This is a genomic window from Streptomyces sp. NPDC032745 (genome assembly GCF_055579465.1).
The window spans coordinates 1-14756 of the sequence record NZ_JBVING010000024.1 but is presented as its reverse complement, the minus strand read 5'-3'; the positions used below and the strand labels follow the sequence as shown (position 1 = coordinate 14756).

15 protein-coding genes and 4 pseudogenes are annotated in these 14756 nt (G+C 66.8%); 9 read left to right on the top strand and 10 right to left on the bottom strand.

All coding sequences use genetic code 11. The features are described from left to right. Window positions 1-21 precede the first annotated feature (21 nt). Window positions 22-282, bottom strand: coding sequence for a hypothetical protein (locus tag ACZ5WG_RS38515; RefSeq protein ID WP_468729316.1), 261 nt, complete (start codon window positions 280-282; stop codon window positions 22-24). Window positions 283-344: 62 nt separating this feature from the next. Between ACZ5WG_RS38515 and ACZ5WG_RS38510 the strand changes: the two genes are divergently transcribed. The 4 genes and pseudogenes from ACZ5WG_RS38510 to ACZ5WG_RS38495 form a co-directional block, all read left to right on the top strand. Further along, complete coding sequence (locus ACZ5WG_RS38510) at window positions 345-572, top strand: hypothetical protein (protein WP_468729315.1); 228 nt, start codon at window positions 345-347, stop codon at window positions 570-572. A gap of 1212 nt (window positions 573-1784) precedes the next feature. Continuing rightward, the gene (locus ACZ5WG_RS38505) at window positions 1785-2765 is read left to right on the top strand and encodes an MvdC/MvdD family ATP grasp protein (protein ID WP_468729314.1); all 981 of its coding nucleotides are present in this window, start codon (window positions 1785-1787) and stop codon (window positions 2763-2765) included. A 763-nt stretch (window positions 2766-3528) separates the two neighbouring features. Continuing rightward, window positions 3529-3705: pseudogene (locus tag ACZ5WG_RS38500) on the top strand (IS110 family transposase); the annotation flags it as partial. An 11-nt stretch (window positions 3706-3716) separates the two neighbouring features. Further along, a pseudogene (locus tag ACZ5WG_RS38495) lies at window positions 3717-3881 on the top strand (endonuclease); the annotation flags it as partial. Between the two features lie 14 nt (window positions 3882-3895). Here the strand turns inward: ACZ5WG_RS38495 and ACZ5WG_RS38490 are convergent. Beyond that, window positions 3896-4492, bottom strand: a complete 597-nt coding sequence (locus tag ACZ5WG_RS38490; protein ID WP_468729313.1) for a hypothetical protein — start codon at window positions 4490-4492, stop codon at window positions 3896-3898. Window positions 4493-5285: 793 nt separating this feature from the next. Between ACZ5WG_RS38490 and ACZ5WG_RS38485 the strand changes: the two are divergent. Then, window positions 5286-5816 (top strand): annotated as a pseudogene (locus ACZ5WG_RS38485) (IS110 family transposase); the annotation flags it as partial. Window positions 5817-5824: 8 nt separating this feature from the next. Here the strand turns inward: ACZ5WG_RS38485 and ACZ5WG_RS38480 are convergent. The 5 genes from ACZ5WG_RS38480 to ACZ5WG_RS38460 form a co-directional block, all read right to left on the bottom strand. Beyond that, a complete protein-coding gene (locus ACZ5WG_RS38480; RefSeq protein WP_468729312.1) occupies window positions 5825-6349 on the bottom strand; it encodes an IS5 family transposase in 525 nt (174 codons plus the stop codon). A 217-nt stretch (window positions 6350-6566) separates the two neighbouring features. Beyond that, window positions 6567-7049 carry a hypothetical protein gene (locus tag ACZ5WG_RS38475; protein ID WP_468729311.1) on the bottom strand — a complete coding sequence of 161 codons (483 nt, stop codon included), beginning with the start codon at window positions 7047-7049 and terminating at the stop codon, window positions 6567-6569. A 94-nt stretch (window positions 7050-7143) separates the two neighbouring features. Continuing rightward, a complete protein-coding gene (locus ACZ5WG_RS38470) occupies window positions 7144-7464 on the bottom strand; it encodes a hypothetical protein (RefSeq protein WP_468729310.1) in 321 nt (106 codons plus the stop codon). A gap of 197 nt (window positions 7465-7661) precedes the next feature. Further along, a complete protein-coding gene (locus ACZ5WG_RS38465) occupies window positions 7662-8063 on the bottom strand; it encodes a hypothetical protein (protein WP_468729309.1) in 402 nt (133 codons plus the stop codon). 142 nt (window positions 8064-8205) lie between these two features. Beyond that, window positions 8206-8979, bottom strand: a complete 774-nt coding sequence (locus ACZ5WG_RS38460; RefSeq protein ID WP_468729308.1) for a hypothetical protein — start codon at window positions 8977-8979, stop codon at window positions 8206-8208. 262 nt (window positions 8980-9241) lie between these two features. On the opposite strand from ACZ5WG_RS38460, the gene ACZ5WG_RS38455 reads away from it, so the two are divergent. The 4 genes from ACZ5WG_RS38455 to ACZ5WG_RS38440 all read left to right on the top strand — a co-directional run bounded on the left by ACZ5WG_RS38455 (window position 9242) and on the right by ACZ5WG_RS38440 (window position 12351). Next, entirely contained in the window at window positions 9242-9526 is a 285-nt protein-coding gene (locus ACZ5WG_RS38455) for a hypothetical protein (protein WP_468729307.1), read from the top strand. A 93-nt stretch (window positions 9527-9619) separates the two neighbouring features. Further along, window positions 9620-10942, top strand: coding sequence for a UDP-glucose dehydrogenase family protein (locus tag ACZ5WG_RS38450; protein ID WP_468729306.1), 1323 nt, complete (start codon window positions 9620-9622; stop codon window positions 10940-10942). Window positions 10943-11014: 72 nt separating this feature from the next. Then, complete coding sequence (locus ACZ5WG_RS38445) at window positions 11015-11482, top strand: GNAT family N-acetyltransferase (RefSeq protein WP_468729305.1); 468 nt, start codon at window positions 11015-11017, stop codon at window positions 11480-11482. A 26-nt stretch (window positions 11483-11508) separates the two neighbouring features. Continuing rightward, window positions 11509-12351 carry an SDR family oxidoreductase gene (locus ACZ5WG_RS38440; RefSeq protein ID WP_468729304.1) on the top strand — a complete coding sequence of 281 codons (843 nt, stop codon included), beginning with the start codon at window positions 11509-11511 and terminating at the stop codon, window positions 12349-12351. A 165-nt stretch (window positions 12352-12516) separates the two neighbouring features. Here the strand turns inward: ACZ5WG_RS38440 and ACZ5WG_RS38435 are convergent, their stop codons facing one another. From ACZ5WG_RS38435 to ACZ5WG_RS38425, 3 genes and pseudogenes are all read right to left on the bottom strand, one after another. Beyond that, on the bottom strand, window positions 12517-13065 hold the full coding sequence (locus tag ACZ5WG_RS38435) for a DUF4262 domain-containing protein (protein ID WP_468729303.1): 549 nt from the start codon (window positions 13063-13065) through the stop codon (window positions 12517-12519). A gap of 200 nt (window positions 13066-13265) precedes the next feature. Beyond that, on the bottom strand, window positions 13266-13553 hold the full coding sequence (locus tag ACZ5WG_RS38430; protein WP_468729302.1) for a hypothetical protein: 288 nt from the start codon (window positions 13551-13553) through the stop codon (window positions 13266-13268). 257 nt (window positions 13554-13810) lie between these two features. Further along, a pseudogene (locus tag ACZ5WG_RS38425) lies at window positions 13811-14552 on the bottom strand (transposase); the annotation flags it as partial. Window positions 14553-14756: the final 204 nt, after the last annotated feature.

Sequence of the window (14756 nt, the reverse complement as noted above, 5' to 3'; positions counted from 1 at the left end):
CAGGCGTGGTCCGAAGGTGCCTCACTGGAGTTGATGGAAGTGGAACGCATGGCTGTCGGTCGCCATGTAGAGACCCACTGGCAGACTGACCAGCCCAAACAAAGGTTCCCGGCCCACTCCGGACGAGCCACCATCACCACCGCCTCCGGCCGCCGCCTGCCACTTCCTGCTCACGTCTGCTGCCCCGGTCAACAGCTCGCGAAGCGGCAGCGTCACCCATACGGTCGTGGTCAGTGGCGCGGCGCCCAGCGCAATGTTTAGCTCACCAAGGGTGGTTGCCACCGAGCGCGTGCCCCTCGCAGCTGGTTGAGAGCCGAAGACCGGGTGGAAAGGAGACTTTGCCCATGCCGAATAGGGGTCAAAAGTTTCAGGTCGACATCGACGGGATCGAGTTGCCTGACGAGGTGGTGCAGCGCATCGACGCCGCTATCCGGAAGGCAGTGCTCACCGAGCTGGCCAGCTTCAATGTCGAGGGTCGATCCACCGACCTCCTTGAAAAGGGCCTTGCGGCGGAGTCATTGGGCCAGCCGGGCCACACACGGGGGATGCGCGTCAAGCAGGCGAGGGCCTAAATGCCCGGACCGGCCTCCGGCGCCTGCTCATCACCACTCCCTGCGGCAGCAACGGCGGGAATGACATGCCCGAGCTCCACGTGCCACGAGGGTGCTGTGCTCATCGCCGTACTGGGGGAGAACGGGCGCCTTGGGTACCTGCGCCCCCCGCTCGCTGTCGACAAGACGTTCTCTGAGGCCTGCGGGCAGCACGGCGACCCCGAGTCGCGGTTCCGGTTCGCCGACGGCTGCCGACAGGACTGCTGCGAGTACTGGAGTGGTCGGGACTGTTCCCTCGTCGGCCGCTTGATTAGCGCAGGGGCCGACACGGTGCTGGAGGCACCGGACTCTGGCCTGCCACGATGCGCAATCAGAGCCGACTGCCGGTGGTTCGCCCAGGAGGGCTCACGTGCCTGCGCCATCTGCCCGTTCGTTGTCTACCGGGCGCACAACTCACCCCCCGATCTGGGCCCGACAGACCCCATGACGTGACGTCTGCGTCGTTGGCAAGCAGCGCCAATTCCTGTGGTTGCATGCCAGCGACTGCCCAACTCGCACTCAACAGCCGGGCGTTGAGCTGTAGCGGACGAGGATGCGCGGTGGAAAGTTCTTCCTCATCCCGGCCGCCAAACGCGCGAGAGTACTTTCACTGTCATCTAAACGCAAACAACCATGATCAAAAAGTTGAATTGTCATTCAATATGCCGGATGCGCAATTCAGGGGACAGGGGTAGATTTGTAGGTGCAGGCGCGCACCATCCCACCAATGGAAGAAATAGAATGGAGCACCGTCATGACCGAATCCTACGACGACTCTAAAGAACTCTTGATGCTCACTGTTGAGCCAGGTCAGATGGAAGCAACCCTGAAGGCACTGGGGGACGCTGGACTGACTCGCACGTCTGGCCAGAGCACTGGAACCAGCTGCAGTAAGTCGGGGCCGGGCTGGGCGTGTGGCGACCGCGACTCGGATCAAACTTGACGAAAACAGGGGGGGCCGCCAACGATGTCAGTAAAGAACGATTCTGCAAGAGTGGAAGGCAAGTCCGAGCACTGGGATGATCGCCCAATTCCCTTTACTCTGCGTGTAGGTGTCGAATGGATTGAGTTCGAAGACTTTAATGAACTGTCAGAGGGTGAGGGCTACTTCATTATGCGCGCACGCTTTACAGGGTCGTTGAATGCCACGTCGAACTGTCAAGATGTTGAGTTCTCGGACTTGGGTTGCACACCTTGATTTTGATCGTCACTAACTCAGAGCTGGACGGGCATGTCGAGCCGGTCACTTCGGAGCTTTCCCGCCGAGGAGCGGAATGGGGGGTCTACGATCCTGCACAGTTTCCAGGATGTTCTCGCGTCTCCGTGGAAACCACCAGAACAGGCGTACGGGCATTCCTCGCCCGTGACGACAATGAGTTTATTGACCTTTCCAACGTTACCGCAGTCTGGTATCGGAGACCAGGCGGTTTCGAGCTATCTGACCTGCTCTTGACCGAGGAACAAGAGTGGGTACGCAATGAATGCACTCACCTGATCCGCGGTCTATGGGGAGGGGGGTTTCTGAAGGGCTGGGTGAGCGATCCGGAAGCCGTAAGAAGGTCCTCCGTAAAGGTGACACAGCTCAGGATTGCCAGCGACATGGGCTTTCGAATCCCTCGCTTCACTATTACAAACGATGTAGCTAAGGCTTCGGCATTCATTTCCTCCTGCAGTCAAGGGGTGATTGTTAAGGTCCTCGCGGACCCAGGAATCCTCTACCCAAATCGGGCGGGTACGATTTACACTCACCTTGTCACCGACAATGACATGAATGAGATTGAGTCAGTCCGATTTGGCCCGACATATCTGCAAGAATTCATCCCCAAATCGATGGACATTCGAGTCACTGTTATGGGGGAGAATGTCTTCGCGGTCGGGATTGCGTCTCAGGCGGTACGCCAGTCGCGCGTGGACTTTCGTCGAGCGCCAGCTTACACATTGGCTCACAAACCAATGGAATTGCCGACAGGTATCGGCGCGCTCTGTATCCAGCTTGTGAGGCGCCTCGGGTTGCAGTTTGGCGCCATCGACCTCGTTCTCACCCCTGAACGTGAATATGTATTCCTTGAAATCAATCCGAACGGGCAGTGGTACTGGCTCGAAGAGCTTACAGGAATTCCGTTGGCTAAGGCGATGTGTGATCTACTGATCACGCAAGGAGGCCGAGCTGGTTAATCAACGGCCCCATGCTCGACATCCCCAAAGTACATCTTCAGCTTCCCTCCTGACTGCGTGATCCACACCTGGGTGGCATCAAGCACAGGGCGAGAGTCTGCTCCAAGGAGCCGAAGATAATCGGCGATTGAACCAGGTAGATCGATAGCCTGAATACCGACTGGAACGTTCACTGGCTCGGCAGTAGGATTGAATGGCTGAGGTGTTGTGTTCGGCGGGCTTACTTTACTATCCATGCACACGCATCGCTTTCTCTGCTGTAGTAGCGGGAAGCATCCGGCAGAGCGCCCTAATTGCTTCAAACGTGGTCGCGGTCGGTACACGTCCAACCACCTGAGCCGGTGGGGCCGCAAGACGTTGCAGTACCGCTAACAGCCACGGGCGTCAATCCCGCGTCCGCCAAAGCCTCCAGCGTCGGTTCCATCTCCCCTGGCTCGACTGTGAGCATCACGAGTTCGCCAGATTCGTCGCGCGATTCGGTCATGACCGTACTCCATTCTATTCTCCATTTGACGGTATGGCGCGCGCCATACATTTACAAATCTACACCCTGGCCCCAGGGGGGCATCCTGATATGAGATGAATTCAACTGCTTGGCTATGAATATTTAAGAAGCGCGTCGAAGGCGATGAAGAACGCGGGGGTCTTCGAGGCGAGCGCGGGGGAGCGACGTCGTTGTCTCGTGGAGGTGCTTTCAGGGCCGCAGGGTGCGCGCTGGACGAACAGACTGTCGTGGTCCCGGGCACCGACCCGGCCGCACTTCTCCGCGTTCGCCGCCCTGGCCGACCCCGTCTCCAGGGCCTACTACGACAAGAAGACCAGCCAGGGCAAGCACCACACCCAAGCCCTCCTCCGCCTCGCCAGACGACGAGCCGACGTGCTCTTCGCGATGCTCGGAGACGGCACCTTCTACGAACCCCAACCCGCCCCATCACCTTGACCAACCCATAGGGGCACCCCCCCCTCTTCGGCCGGATCAGCCTGCTGAAGCAGTGGAACCAGATGGACCCGCCGGACGCCTTCGAGCAGCGCCGCAACCAGGTCATCTACGACACCTACCAGCACAACCGCAACCCGTTCATCGACCACCCGGAGTGGGTCGACTCCATTTGGTAGGCGGCGGCAGCGGGCTACTTCACGTAGATCTCGTCGAGGGTGTCGATGACCCCTTCCGCGTTCAGGTGGTAGCGGAAGGGGAGGCCCTTGTCCGGGTGGGTGTCCAGCCAGGAGGTCAGCTCGCTGGTGGAGATGGGCTTGCCCATCACCTCCGAAGGGAGGATCGGCGCCGTCGCGGTGATCTTGGCCTTCTCCGAGATCGGGATGTACGTCCACGCGCCCGACGGTTCGAAGCGCCCGGGGCAGCCGTACGTGCCGTGCTGGACGATGAGGTTGGTCATGCCGCCCTCGGGCGTGTAGCGGTGCACGGCGATCGTATCGGGCGAGACCGGCATCCTGTGGTCGGCGCCGCAGGTCGGCGCGGGGGGCGGGGCCGGGGCGGGTGGATTCTTCCCCGCCGGGGTGGCGGTCGCCGAGGGCTTGGGCGCCGCGCCGGTCTTCGAGGGGGCCGGCACGGCGACCGTGGCGCTGGCGGTGGGCGGGGCCGGTGCGGCTGCGGTCGGCTTCGCGTCCGGCGCGGCCAGGTCGTCGCCGTTCTGACAGGCGGTGAGCGCCAGCACGCCGCACACCGCCAGGGCGGCCATGGCCGCCTGCCTCCGAACCGCTCTCATGGTCTTCTCCCTCTCCCGGATTCCGGCGTCGCCGCACCGTAACCCCCGGGATCCAGCCGGGGCGACGGCCGGACGCGGTTCGTCACCGGGCCGGGATCCCGTTGTTGCGGAGTGCGGACCTCCGCCCCCGCCCCGCGGATGCCCGTGACCGCCCACCGGTCGGGGTCAGGGGGCCAGGCGGCCGGCGAGGGCCTGGAACTGCGGCCAGGCGGCCTGCGGCGGGCAGGGGTCCCAGAGCTTCTGGGAGAGCGCGGCCAGCGGCATCCGGATGCCGGCGGCCACCTGGGCCGAGGTCTGGGAGGCGGCCAGGTCAGCCGCCTCCTTACCTACGAAGACCTGGCCTTCCGCACCCCCCGTTACCTAATGGGCATCGAAGTCGGTGGATCGCTACCCGTTACCCGGCCCTTGAGGTCTTCAAAAAGAGCGCGGCCTCCGGCTTCACCTCCCGTTCGCGGTGGCAGCAGTCGGTACCGGGATAGTCGTGACACATCCCTGGGACTTGATCCCTTGGTCAAGATCCGGCCCCCGGTCCCGTCCGCTGCCACCGCGTTTGCGAGGAACCAAGGCCGACGACCGGATCGTTGAAGTCCGTGGTTCAAGCCGTTCGCAGGGGTCACCTCTCAAAGAGCCAGGAGCCTTACGAGCTCCCTCACAGACCGAGGGCCCTGCGGATCGCTGGGGTCACGAACGGCTAATCGGATGCAGGGCCATCGAGCCCTTCCATTAGGGAGACGCGTGCCCCGCACGGCTGCGACCAGCAGCAACACACCCCGACCGAGAGGACCTGAACCCGGTGAAAGTGTTCTGCGGCATCGACTGGGCCAGCGATCACCACGACGTCGCGGTGGTGGACCACGAAGGGACCCTGTTGGGCAGGGCCCGGATCGACGACGACGCCACGGGCCTGCAACAGCTCCTCGACCTGCTCACCGCACACGGCGACACTGCGGACACGCCGATACCGGTGGCCATCGAGACCTCCCACGGATTGCTGGTCTCCTGCCTTCGGGCGACCGGCCGGCCCATGTACGCGATCAACCCGATGGCCGCAGCCCGCTATAGAGAACGTCACGCGGTCGCCCGCAAGAAGTCCGACCACCTCGACGCCATGGTCCTGGCGAACATCCTGCGTACGGACAAGCCCGCCCACCGGCCGCTGCCCGCTGACAGCGAACTCGTCCAGGCCATCGCCGTCCTCGCTCGGGCCCAGCAGGACGCGGTCTGGGACCGGACCCAGGCCGCCGACAAGCTCCGCTCCCACCTGCAGGGGTACTTCCCCGGCTTCCTCGCCGCCTTCGCGAACGTCCGCGAAGGACTTGTCCGCGTACTCCTTTAGACATCGTTTCGTTTGGTGAGGCGGCGGTGGCAGATGAGGGCTGCGGCTATGCCGACGAAGGCGAGGAAGTGTTCAGCCTTGTGCTCGTAGCGGCGGTGGAGGCGACGGCAGCCGGCGAGCCAGGACACGGTCCGTTCGACGACCCACCGGTGACGGCCGAGTCGTCGTGAGGACTCGATGCCCCGCTGGGCGATGCGGTGGCGAATGCCGCGTTTGCGGAGCCAACGGCGTAGGTGGTTGTAGTCGTAGCCCTTGTCTGCTTGGAGCTTGGCGGGGCGCCGTCGACGAGGTCCTCGCCGGGAACGGATCGGCGGGATGCCCCGCACAAGCGGTTCCAGACCGAGGCTGTCGTGCATGTTCGCGCCGGAGATACCCAGTGAGAGAGGCAGGCCGTTCCGATCGGTGATCAAGTGGATTTTCGATCCGATCCGGTCACCAGCTCGGTGCGTCCCCGCAGACGGCCCGACGCGACCCTGCGCTGCGGGACGGCCAAGGGAACGCCCGGCCCGGGCGGCGGCCACGCCTGCGTGTGCCCGTGCCCATGCCCGGAGCGCGTACGGTCGGGGTCCGGAGAGCCCGTCCACAGCGGTGGTACGCCGTTGAAGGTGAACCGGGCGCCGTCGCCCACGGAGCCGAGGGAGACGCCGCCTTGGTCTGCCCGCACCGTGAGATGCGCGGACCCGTCGGGAGTGGCCGGCGTACTGGTGGGTGGTGGGCTGGGGGCGGCGGCCGGTTCGTTCAGCCCTGTGACGAATCCGGCACCGGAGGGTTGCTGATGCGAGCACCCCCGTTGATGACACCCGCGGCGATCCCGCCCCGGTCGGCGCGAATGTCCACGTTGCCTCCGACGGCCAGCCCGCCCTGGCCGGCCGACGCTCCGCCGTGGGGGGTGTGCCGGGCCAGCAGGGCGCGCAGCTCTTCGGCAGCCTGGGCCTGCTCGGTGGCCCCCAGGTCTTCGAGGCGGGTTTCGAACCGGGCCTGCCAGGCCGCCGCCTGCCGGATGCGGGCCCGCTCCGCCTCGGCCTCGTCCGCGTCCGCGGTTTCCAGTTCGCCCGCGGTCCGGTCCAGGCGCTCCAGTTCCGCCTGTTCGCGCTGCTGTTCTCCGCGGCCGAACCAGCGGGCGACCGCCTGCCTCAGCCCCGTCCACACGTCCGTTCCCGCGGCCTGCACCACTGCCGACCCGCCCGCGGCGGCCAGTGCCGTCAACGCCTGCTCCAGCATCCCCGTTCCCCCCTCAGCCGAACGGTCGAAGACCAAGCAACACCCTCGTGCACCGTAGCGCCGCAGGAGAAGTTCGCGCACCGTTACCGGCGGGTTACTGCGGGCGCATCCGGAAGTCGTAGCGGGCCGGGAGGGGGACGTGGGTCAGGGTGGACCAGACCTCGGAGAGGATCCCGTCGCCCTCGCGGAAGTCGGGGACCTCTATGCCGTCCTCGAACAGCCGCCGGGCGGCGGCCACATGGCCCTCAGCGACCAGCAGCCTCGCCGCCAGCAGCCGGAAGCGCCCCTGCTCGCGCTGGCTCGGCCGGAGCCGGTCCCAGATCTCCCGCGCCTCCCGGGTCCGGCCCTCCCCCATGTCCACCCCGCGCTCAACCACCAGGGCGGCCATCCCGACCATCGGGATGTCCCTGCGCACCGCCCTGGACCGCACCCTGCGCGGCCGTACGACCCTCCGCAGTCCGGTAGCTGTCGACGAACCGTGAGTCTTCGTACGCGTGAGCGGACTGGATGGCACAACAACAGCACCGCGTTGCCGCGCGAGTGCCGCACATGCACGGCCCACACCAGGGTCGGCCCTGTTTCTATTTGCCTGCGGTGACTGCGCCTGCCGGCTCAGCCCGCAGCCAACCCCGCCCCGAACCGCGGGACATCGTCCACGCTCACATCCAGGCGTAGCCGCCGGAAGCGCAGCGGGTGGCGGAAGACGCCGCCGTGGTCGATCGCGCGGTCGGCGCTGATCTCCGCCATCAGCTCGGGGCGGACCAGGACCGCGAGCAGGGCCTCTCTGGATCCCCAGGACGCCGCGAACCGTACGCCGGTCCACGGGTGTCCGGGGCCGGCGGCGGCCAGGTGCTCGCCGACCTGCCGGGAGGCGTCCGGGCGTAGCGGTACGGTGCGGCCGACCGCGCGCAGCCGGCCGTCCTGGTCGCGGCGGCCGAGGATCAGGAGCTGCGGGCGGGTCAAGGTGCCGGTGACGGCGCCGATGACCGCTTCGGTGGTGTCCCGTCTTCTCATCTTGGTCCTTAACTGCACCAGGGCGTCTCGTTCAATCGAGCGGCGCCCTCGGCCTGTTCTTAGCGTCAGCGTGCACGGACTCAGACGCGGCCTGTCTCAGTCGTACGGGTGAAGATCTAACGTTGGTGGCTTGCTCTCGCCGTCAACGGCGCGAGGCCCACGGGTCGTCGCAATCCGGAGGGTCGGGCTGGTCGGGATGGAGCATCTTCCGGACGCAGCGTTGCAGTCCGGTCTCGTCGGATCCGCTGGCGATGGCCATCCAGGGCAGGGCGTCCATGGCGTGGGCGCGCTCGTCGGTGGCGAGGTCGTCGACGGCGGCGCGCAAGTCGTCGGGGACGGGTTCATCGGTGAGGCACAGCCAGCCGATCGCGGCGGCCAGCCGGACCTCGGGCGCCTGTGTCTGCTGCCGCCACAGCTCTCGCATCCACGCGAGGGTCGGCAAGTGGGGATGGGTTCGGGTCACTTCAGCGGTGGCGAGGACCAAGGCGGCTCTGACGGCCGGGTCCTGCTCGGCGGCGAGCCGGTCTTGGCAGGAAGCACGGACCGCGTGGTCGTGGTCTGCGGCGGCGGCCAGTGTGTAGGCGGCGTGGATGCGTATCGACGGGTCAGGGTCACCGAGAAGGGGCTGCAGGAGAGCTATGTCGGCGGTGATCGCGGCCCGGGCGGCGGCAACCGACCAACCAGCAGGGTAGCCGGTCACCTCAACGCCATAGTCGTCGTACGGATCGCCGTCCTGGGTGTCGGCGCGGTGGAGCAGTAGTTCGTCGCGGGAGGCCACACCTAGGTAGCGGGCGCGTGCCGGGGTGGAGGCCTCTGAGAGCGCGCCGGCACGGTAGGGGTGGCCGGTATCGGCGGCGATGCGGATCAGGAACGGCGCAGCGAGAACGGCCGCGGCCCGCATGTCGTTGGCACACATGCCATCCACAACGCCTGCTCCCGTGCGAACAGGCGAGTCGTTCGTGTGTAGCAGGTGAACGGCGCCCCTGACACGATCTCCCGCCGGGAAATGCTGCCAGGGGACTTGGTCGAGGAGGAATCCGTCCTTGACCTCGGACGGGATAGCGGCCACCGCTGTCCGAACGTCGAATGGTCCGCCCGCGAACGAGGACAGTTCCGCCCCCGTCCACCAACGCCCGGCACATCGCCTGGGGGCGCGCGCTGGGTTCGAGGAGCGGTTCATGCGCCGCTACGACCAGCGGATCCCGCCGGTCACCTTCCACCCCGAGGCGAAGGCCCTGGTCGTGATCGGGCTGCACGCCGACCGGCGGTGGGTGGCCAAGCGGGCCCGCGCGGCCGGGCTCAAGGTGTTCCTGGTCAACCCGGAGGGATTCCCCCGTCCGGACGGCACGTGGTTCGACTACCCGCTGGAGGCCCCGCAGACCGGTGACGTGGTCGTACGGCAGACGGCCGCCACCGCGATCAGCGACCTAGAGCGTCTGTTGAACATCAACACGAACATCTGAGCGAACTCGGCTTTTCTCAGACAGAGTTCGGCACCGATAGCGTCGGGGGGCACACCGTGCCCGGCGTGCCCCCCGACGAGACAAGGATCTGCAATGCGTGTTTCCGTGATCGGCTGTGGTCACCTCGGCATCCCGCACGCTGCGGCCATGGCCGAGCTCGGCCACGAGGTCATCGGCGTGGACGTCGACCAGGCCAAGGTCGACCGGCTCAATGCCGGTCAGTGCCCCATCTTCGAAACCGGGCTCCCCGAGCTCCTCGCCGTCCACACCGCGAGCGGACGCCTGCGGTTCACCACCGACATCCGTGAGGCCGCCGACTTTGCCGACCTGCACTTCATCGGCGTCGGCACCCCCATCGACGCCGACGGCCGCTCCTACGACACCGCACAGGTCTACGGAGCTGTCCGCCAGCTCGCCCCTCTCCTGACGCGGCCGTGCACGATCGTCGGCAAGAGCACCGTCACCGTAGGCACCACCGCTCAGGTCACGGCTCTCGCCCAGCGCCTCGCCCCCGCCGGCCAGGACGTCGACGTCGTGTGGAACCCGGAGTTCCTGCGCGAGGGCCACGCGGTGCAGGACACGCTGCGCCCCGACCGTCTCATCGCCGGCGTCACCACCGCCGAGGGAGAAAAAGCGATCCGTGCCGTGTACGCGCCGATCCTGGACGCCGGTGTCCCGATCTTCGTCACCGACCCGCAGACCGCCGAACTCGCCAAGGGCGCCGCGAACACCTTCCTCGGCCTGAAGATCAGCTACATCAACGCCGTCGCCGACATGTGCCAAGCCGCCGGCGGCGACGTCTCCCAGATCGTGGAGATCCTCGGCATCGACCCGCGGATCGGCAGCGGCGGAATGAGGCCCGGCATCGGCTACGGCGGCGGCTGCCTCCCCAAGGACGTCCGCGCCTTCACCGCCTCCGCCCGCCAGCTCGGCGCCGAACAGGCCGCCACCCTCCTGCGCGCCGCCGAGAAGATCAACGAGAGCCGCACCGACGTCGCCATGGACCTCATCCGCGACGCTCTGGGTAACCGTCCCGTCAGGGGGATCCGGGTCACCGTGTGGGGCGCCGCGTTCAAGCCCGGCACCAACGACGTACGCGAGTCCCCGGCCCTGGCCCTCGCCCACGCCCTCCAGCAGGCCGGTGGCAACGTCACCGTTCACGACCCGCAGGCGGTGGCCTCCGCCATGGCCCGCAACCCGGAGCTGGACTACACCAGCGACCTGGCTGCATCCGTCGACGGAGCCGACCTCGTCGTCCTGGCCACCGAGTGGCCGGAGTACCGGCAGGCCGACCCCCGGGCTCTCGTGAACCGTCCGGCCGACCCCCTGCTCGTCGACTGCCGCACCACCCTCGACCCCGATCCCTGGCGCACGGCCGGCTGGACTCTCCACCAGCTCGGACGACCTGGCAAGTAGAACCGGCGGCCGAGGAGGAGTAGGTCCGCATCAAGCATCGTCAACGCCCTCGAAAGCCGGAGGTGCCCTGCCATGACCAGTGACGACGTCCTTCTTCGTCGTGCCGACGACTCCGACGCGCGCCCCGCGGCCGATCTGTGGCTGCGTTCCTTCGCCGCCGCTCTGCCGACCGTGCGCTGCGCCCACGACGAAGCCGACGTACGCGACTGGTTCGCCCGCGTGCTCGTGCCCCAGTATGAGAACTGGGTGGCGGTCACCGGCAGCAACGTGGTGGGGCTCATGGTTCTCAACGGCGGTGAGCTGAAACAGCTCTACCTCGACCCCGCGCGGCGCGGGCGGGGCCTGGGCGACCGTTTCATGTCCCTGGCCAAGAAGCGGCAGCCGGACGGACTGGCGTTGTGGACGTTCCAGGTGAACGAATCAGCCCACCGGTTCTACGAGCGACACGGCTTCATCGCGGTCGAGCGAACCGACGGAGTACGCAACGACGAGCGCGAGCCGGACGTCCGCTATGTCTGGCCTCCCCCACCAACACACTGACGGTGAAGGCGGTCTACGGTGTCGCAATGACAGTTCTGATCGTCGGCGGCAGCGGCTTCCTCGGGACCGAGCTGGTCCGGCAGGCGACAGCAGCGGGGCACACGACCGTCGCGACGTACGCAACCAAGCCCGGTCCCGCCTCCCCGACCGCGTGGCGCCACCTTGATCTGCGGGACGCGGGAAGCCTAGAGGCCATCATGGCCGAGGTGCGCCCGCAGCTCGTCCTCAACGCGTCGAGCGGCCTGGCCGACTGGGCGACCACGGCAGAGGGCCCCATCCGGCTCGCGATGGTCGCGGCGACGTACGGAACCCGCATGGTCCACGTGTCCAGCGACTCAGTGTTCTCCGGTGCGCGAGTCCACTATGACGAGTCCAGCCTCCCCGACCCCGTCACCCCCTACGGCGCGGCCAAAGCTGCGGCAGAAACCGGCGTCCTCGCCGTACATCCGAAGGCTGCTGTCGCCCGGACATCGCTGATCATCGGTTACGGGCGGTCTGCCCACGAGAAGGTGGTACACGAACTCGCCGATGGCACGCGCGACGGTGCGCTATTCACGGACGACATCCGTTGCCCCGTGCACGTCACCGACCTGGCCTCCGCCCTCCTGGAGCTGGCGGCCACCGACACGACCGGCGTCCACCACCTCGCAGGCTCCGACGCTGTGAGCCGTCACAAGCTTGGCCTGCTCATCGCCGAGCGGGACGGTCTTGATGCCTCCCTACTGCCCACGGGCCTGCGGGCCGACAGCGCCCTTCCCGGCGCGCTCGACGTGCGCCTCGACAGCCGGGCAACCCAGCGGACTCTGCGCACCACACTGCGCGGTGTCCGGCAGTTCCTGCGCCGCACTGGGTACCAGCCCAACCTGTAGGTGGCTTTCGACGCGCGAACGGGCGCTGCGGCGGTGGTGACCCCCTCGCCGATATTCCTGTTCGCGCGGCGTTCACCGCCGCGCCCCGGGCGCCGACTCGCGCTGCCCGCCCGGCTGGCCGCGCGTACGCCGCGCGGGTGAACTCCGCTTCCCGGCCTCTTGAGATCAGAGATCGGCCGTCCAGATCCCGACAGGATGGTCACGCGACGGGAGCCACAACTGAGGCTGTGAGTCGCGGTGCCTCTCGTCAGCCTGCTCATCCCAGTGGAAACGGCCCTCGGCATCAGGCCACGCGACCTGCAGCACGGGGAGAGGCGGCCGCCGGTAGAACCCGATGGCCTGCCCGAAGAAGGTCCGGTACCAGCTGCGGTCGACCTGCCTGAGCGCGACGCGATACCCGTGGACAACATCAGGATGGCTCTGGCCATCCGCCAGCACCTCGCCCGCGGCGGACTTCTCTCCGAGCGTGTTGAGCATGCGGTGCATGACGTGGACATCGAGCCCGAACATGGCGACTTCAGGTCCGCCGTGGGTGTGCGCGAGGCCAACCGTGTAGGCGAATCCAGGACCGATCTCGTCTTCGGGAACCATCACGACGTGCCATCCGTGCTGCTGCACGTGATCGATGACCGTCAGATCCATGCGGTCCGCTTCGTCCCGGTCGCCGTAGTCATGGCAGAGGACACACCGGCACTGGAACGGATCATCAGTCATGTGCGGAGGATATGAGGTGAGCCTTCAAGTCGAGCAACCGGGGTTTGAACCTTCTCCATCGAACAGCACCATCACCCTCCGCAACGACTCCCCAAGATCTGTGCCAGAACCGAGGTCGGTTCTGGCACAGATCTTGGGGAGCGGTCGCGGAGGGTAACCGTGTCGTTCGATTACAAGGAAGGGGCACGAGGCCGGTTCCGTCAGCGTTCACGCATCCTGGTCCACCACCAGCCGTCCATTGCCCACTCGATGTAGTTGGGCTCCGGCAAGGTGCGGCGCTCGAATTCCTCATCGATGCGCGCGATCAGTCGACCCAAGTCCCGCTTGGCTCCGGGAGGAAGGTGCAGCATCGCCCGCTCCAGATCGTCTCGAGCGTCTTCCACCTCTATCCCAGGCGAGCAGGCCTCGGAGGCGTTCAGGTAGCGGCCCGGTTGCTTGAAGGCCCACTCGAAGCGAGAGAGCGCATTCGCGACCGCGTTAGGCCACATCTCCTGGTCTTCGACCCGGCGGATCGCTGCACGAGTTCGCGCGGAGACACCGCGGACCCTCAGGACCGGATACTGCCATCGTGGCCGCCACCGCTCTGCACGGACGGCCTTGGGACGCCTACGCGGCATCGCCCTTTCGGATCAACATGACGCCATCCTGCCACGGCTGGGCACCTGGATGGACCCCCGGTCCACACACCCGCGGCAAATCTTCCTACTTCTCGGCTCTGTGCGGGTCTTGGGGGCGTCTCGGAGTGTCACTGGAGCAGGATCATCTTGCGGAGCAGTCCGAATCCGGCTCGGCCGTAGAGCTGCCGCTTGATCTTCTTGATGCGGTTGACGGCGCCCTCGATGCTGCCGGAGCTCCAGTCGAGAGTGAGCCCGGCAGTCACGGAGTCGAGATCTTGGAGCAGATGGAGCGCGAAGCCCGGTGAGACCGGGTAGCTGGCTGGCGTCGACTGCATCGATCCAGGTGGGGGGCGTGGAGCCGAGGCGGTCTGTGAGTATATCGCCGAAGTCGCGGACATGTCCGGCTGCCGTGTGTAGTTCGGGGCAGCGTGCCAGGACCTCCTTCAGGCCGGCCCGGTCTTCCTCGGTCAGGGTCGCGGGGTGACGGGTGATCCAGCCGGTCACCTGCCGCACTGTCGGCGGCCGGGGCGGTGCCCCGGATGGAGCCCCGCGCAAAGTGGCAATGTGCGCGCGGACCATGCCGTAGGTGACAGGAGCGCGCTCGGCAACCAGCTCGCCGTGCAGTCGGGTGACACTGGTACATCCCTCGGCGAATCGCCGCTCCAAGTAGAGCTTGTAGGGGTCCAGCCTGCTGGGCCGGGGCCGGCTATCGCGGAAGGTGTCCTGCCAGCGTGCGGCGTTCGCGTACCGGAGCACGGTGTTGAGGCCCCAGCCCAGGTGCCGGGCGATCGCCCGGCGTGAGTACCCCTGGGCAAGGAGCTCGTGGACCAAGGCATGTGCTGCCTTCTTCCGCTCGGCCCGCCGGCCGACGGGAGCCGAGTCGCCCTGCGGCCGGCCGGCAGCCGTTCGGGTGGCCTCCGGCAACATGCCGGTGGGTGAAGGATTGCGCAGGCAGTCGCGATGGGCAGCGACGCAGGTCTCCACGGCTCGGCCGAGGCCCTGCCACAGAGTACTGGTGGGCCGTCGGCGAGGTGCCTGCTGAACAGGTCCTGTTCCCACGACCCCCAGCCCGAA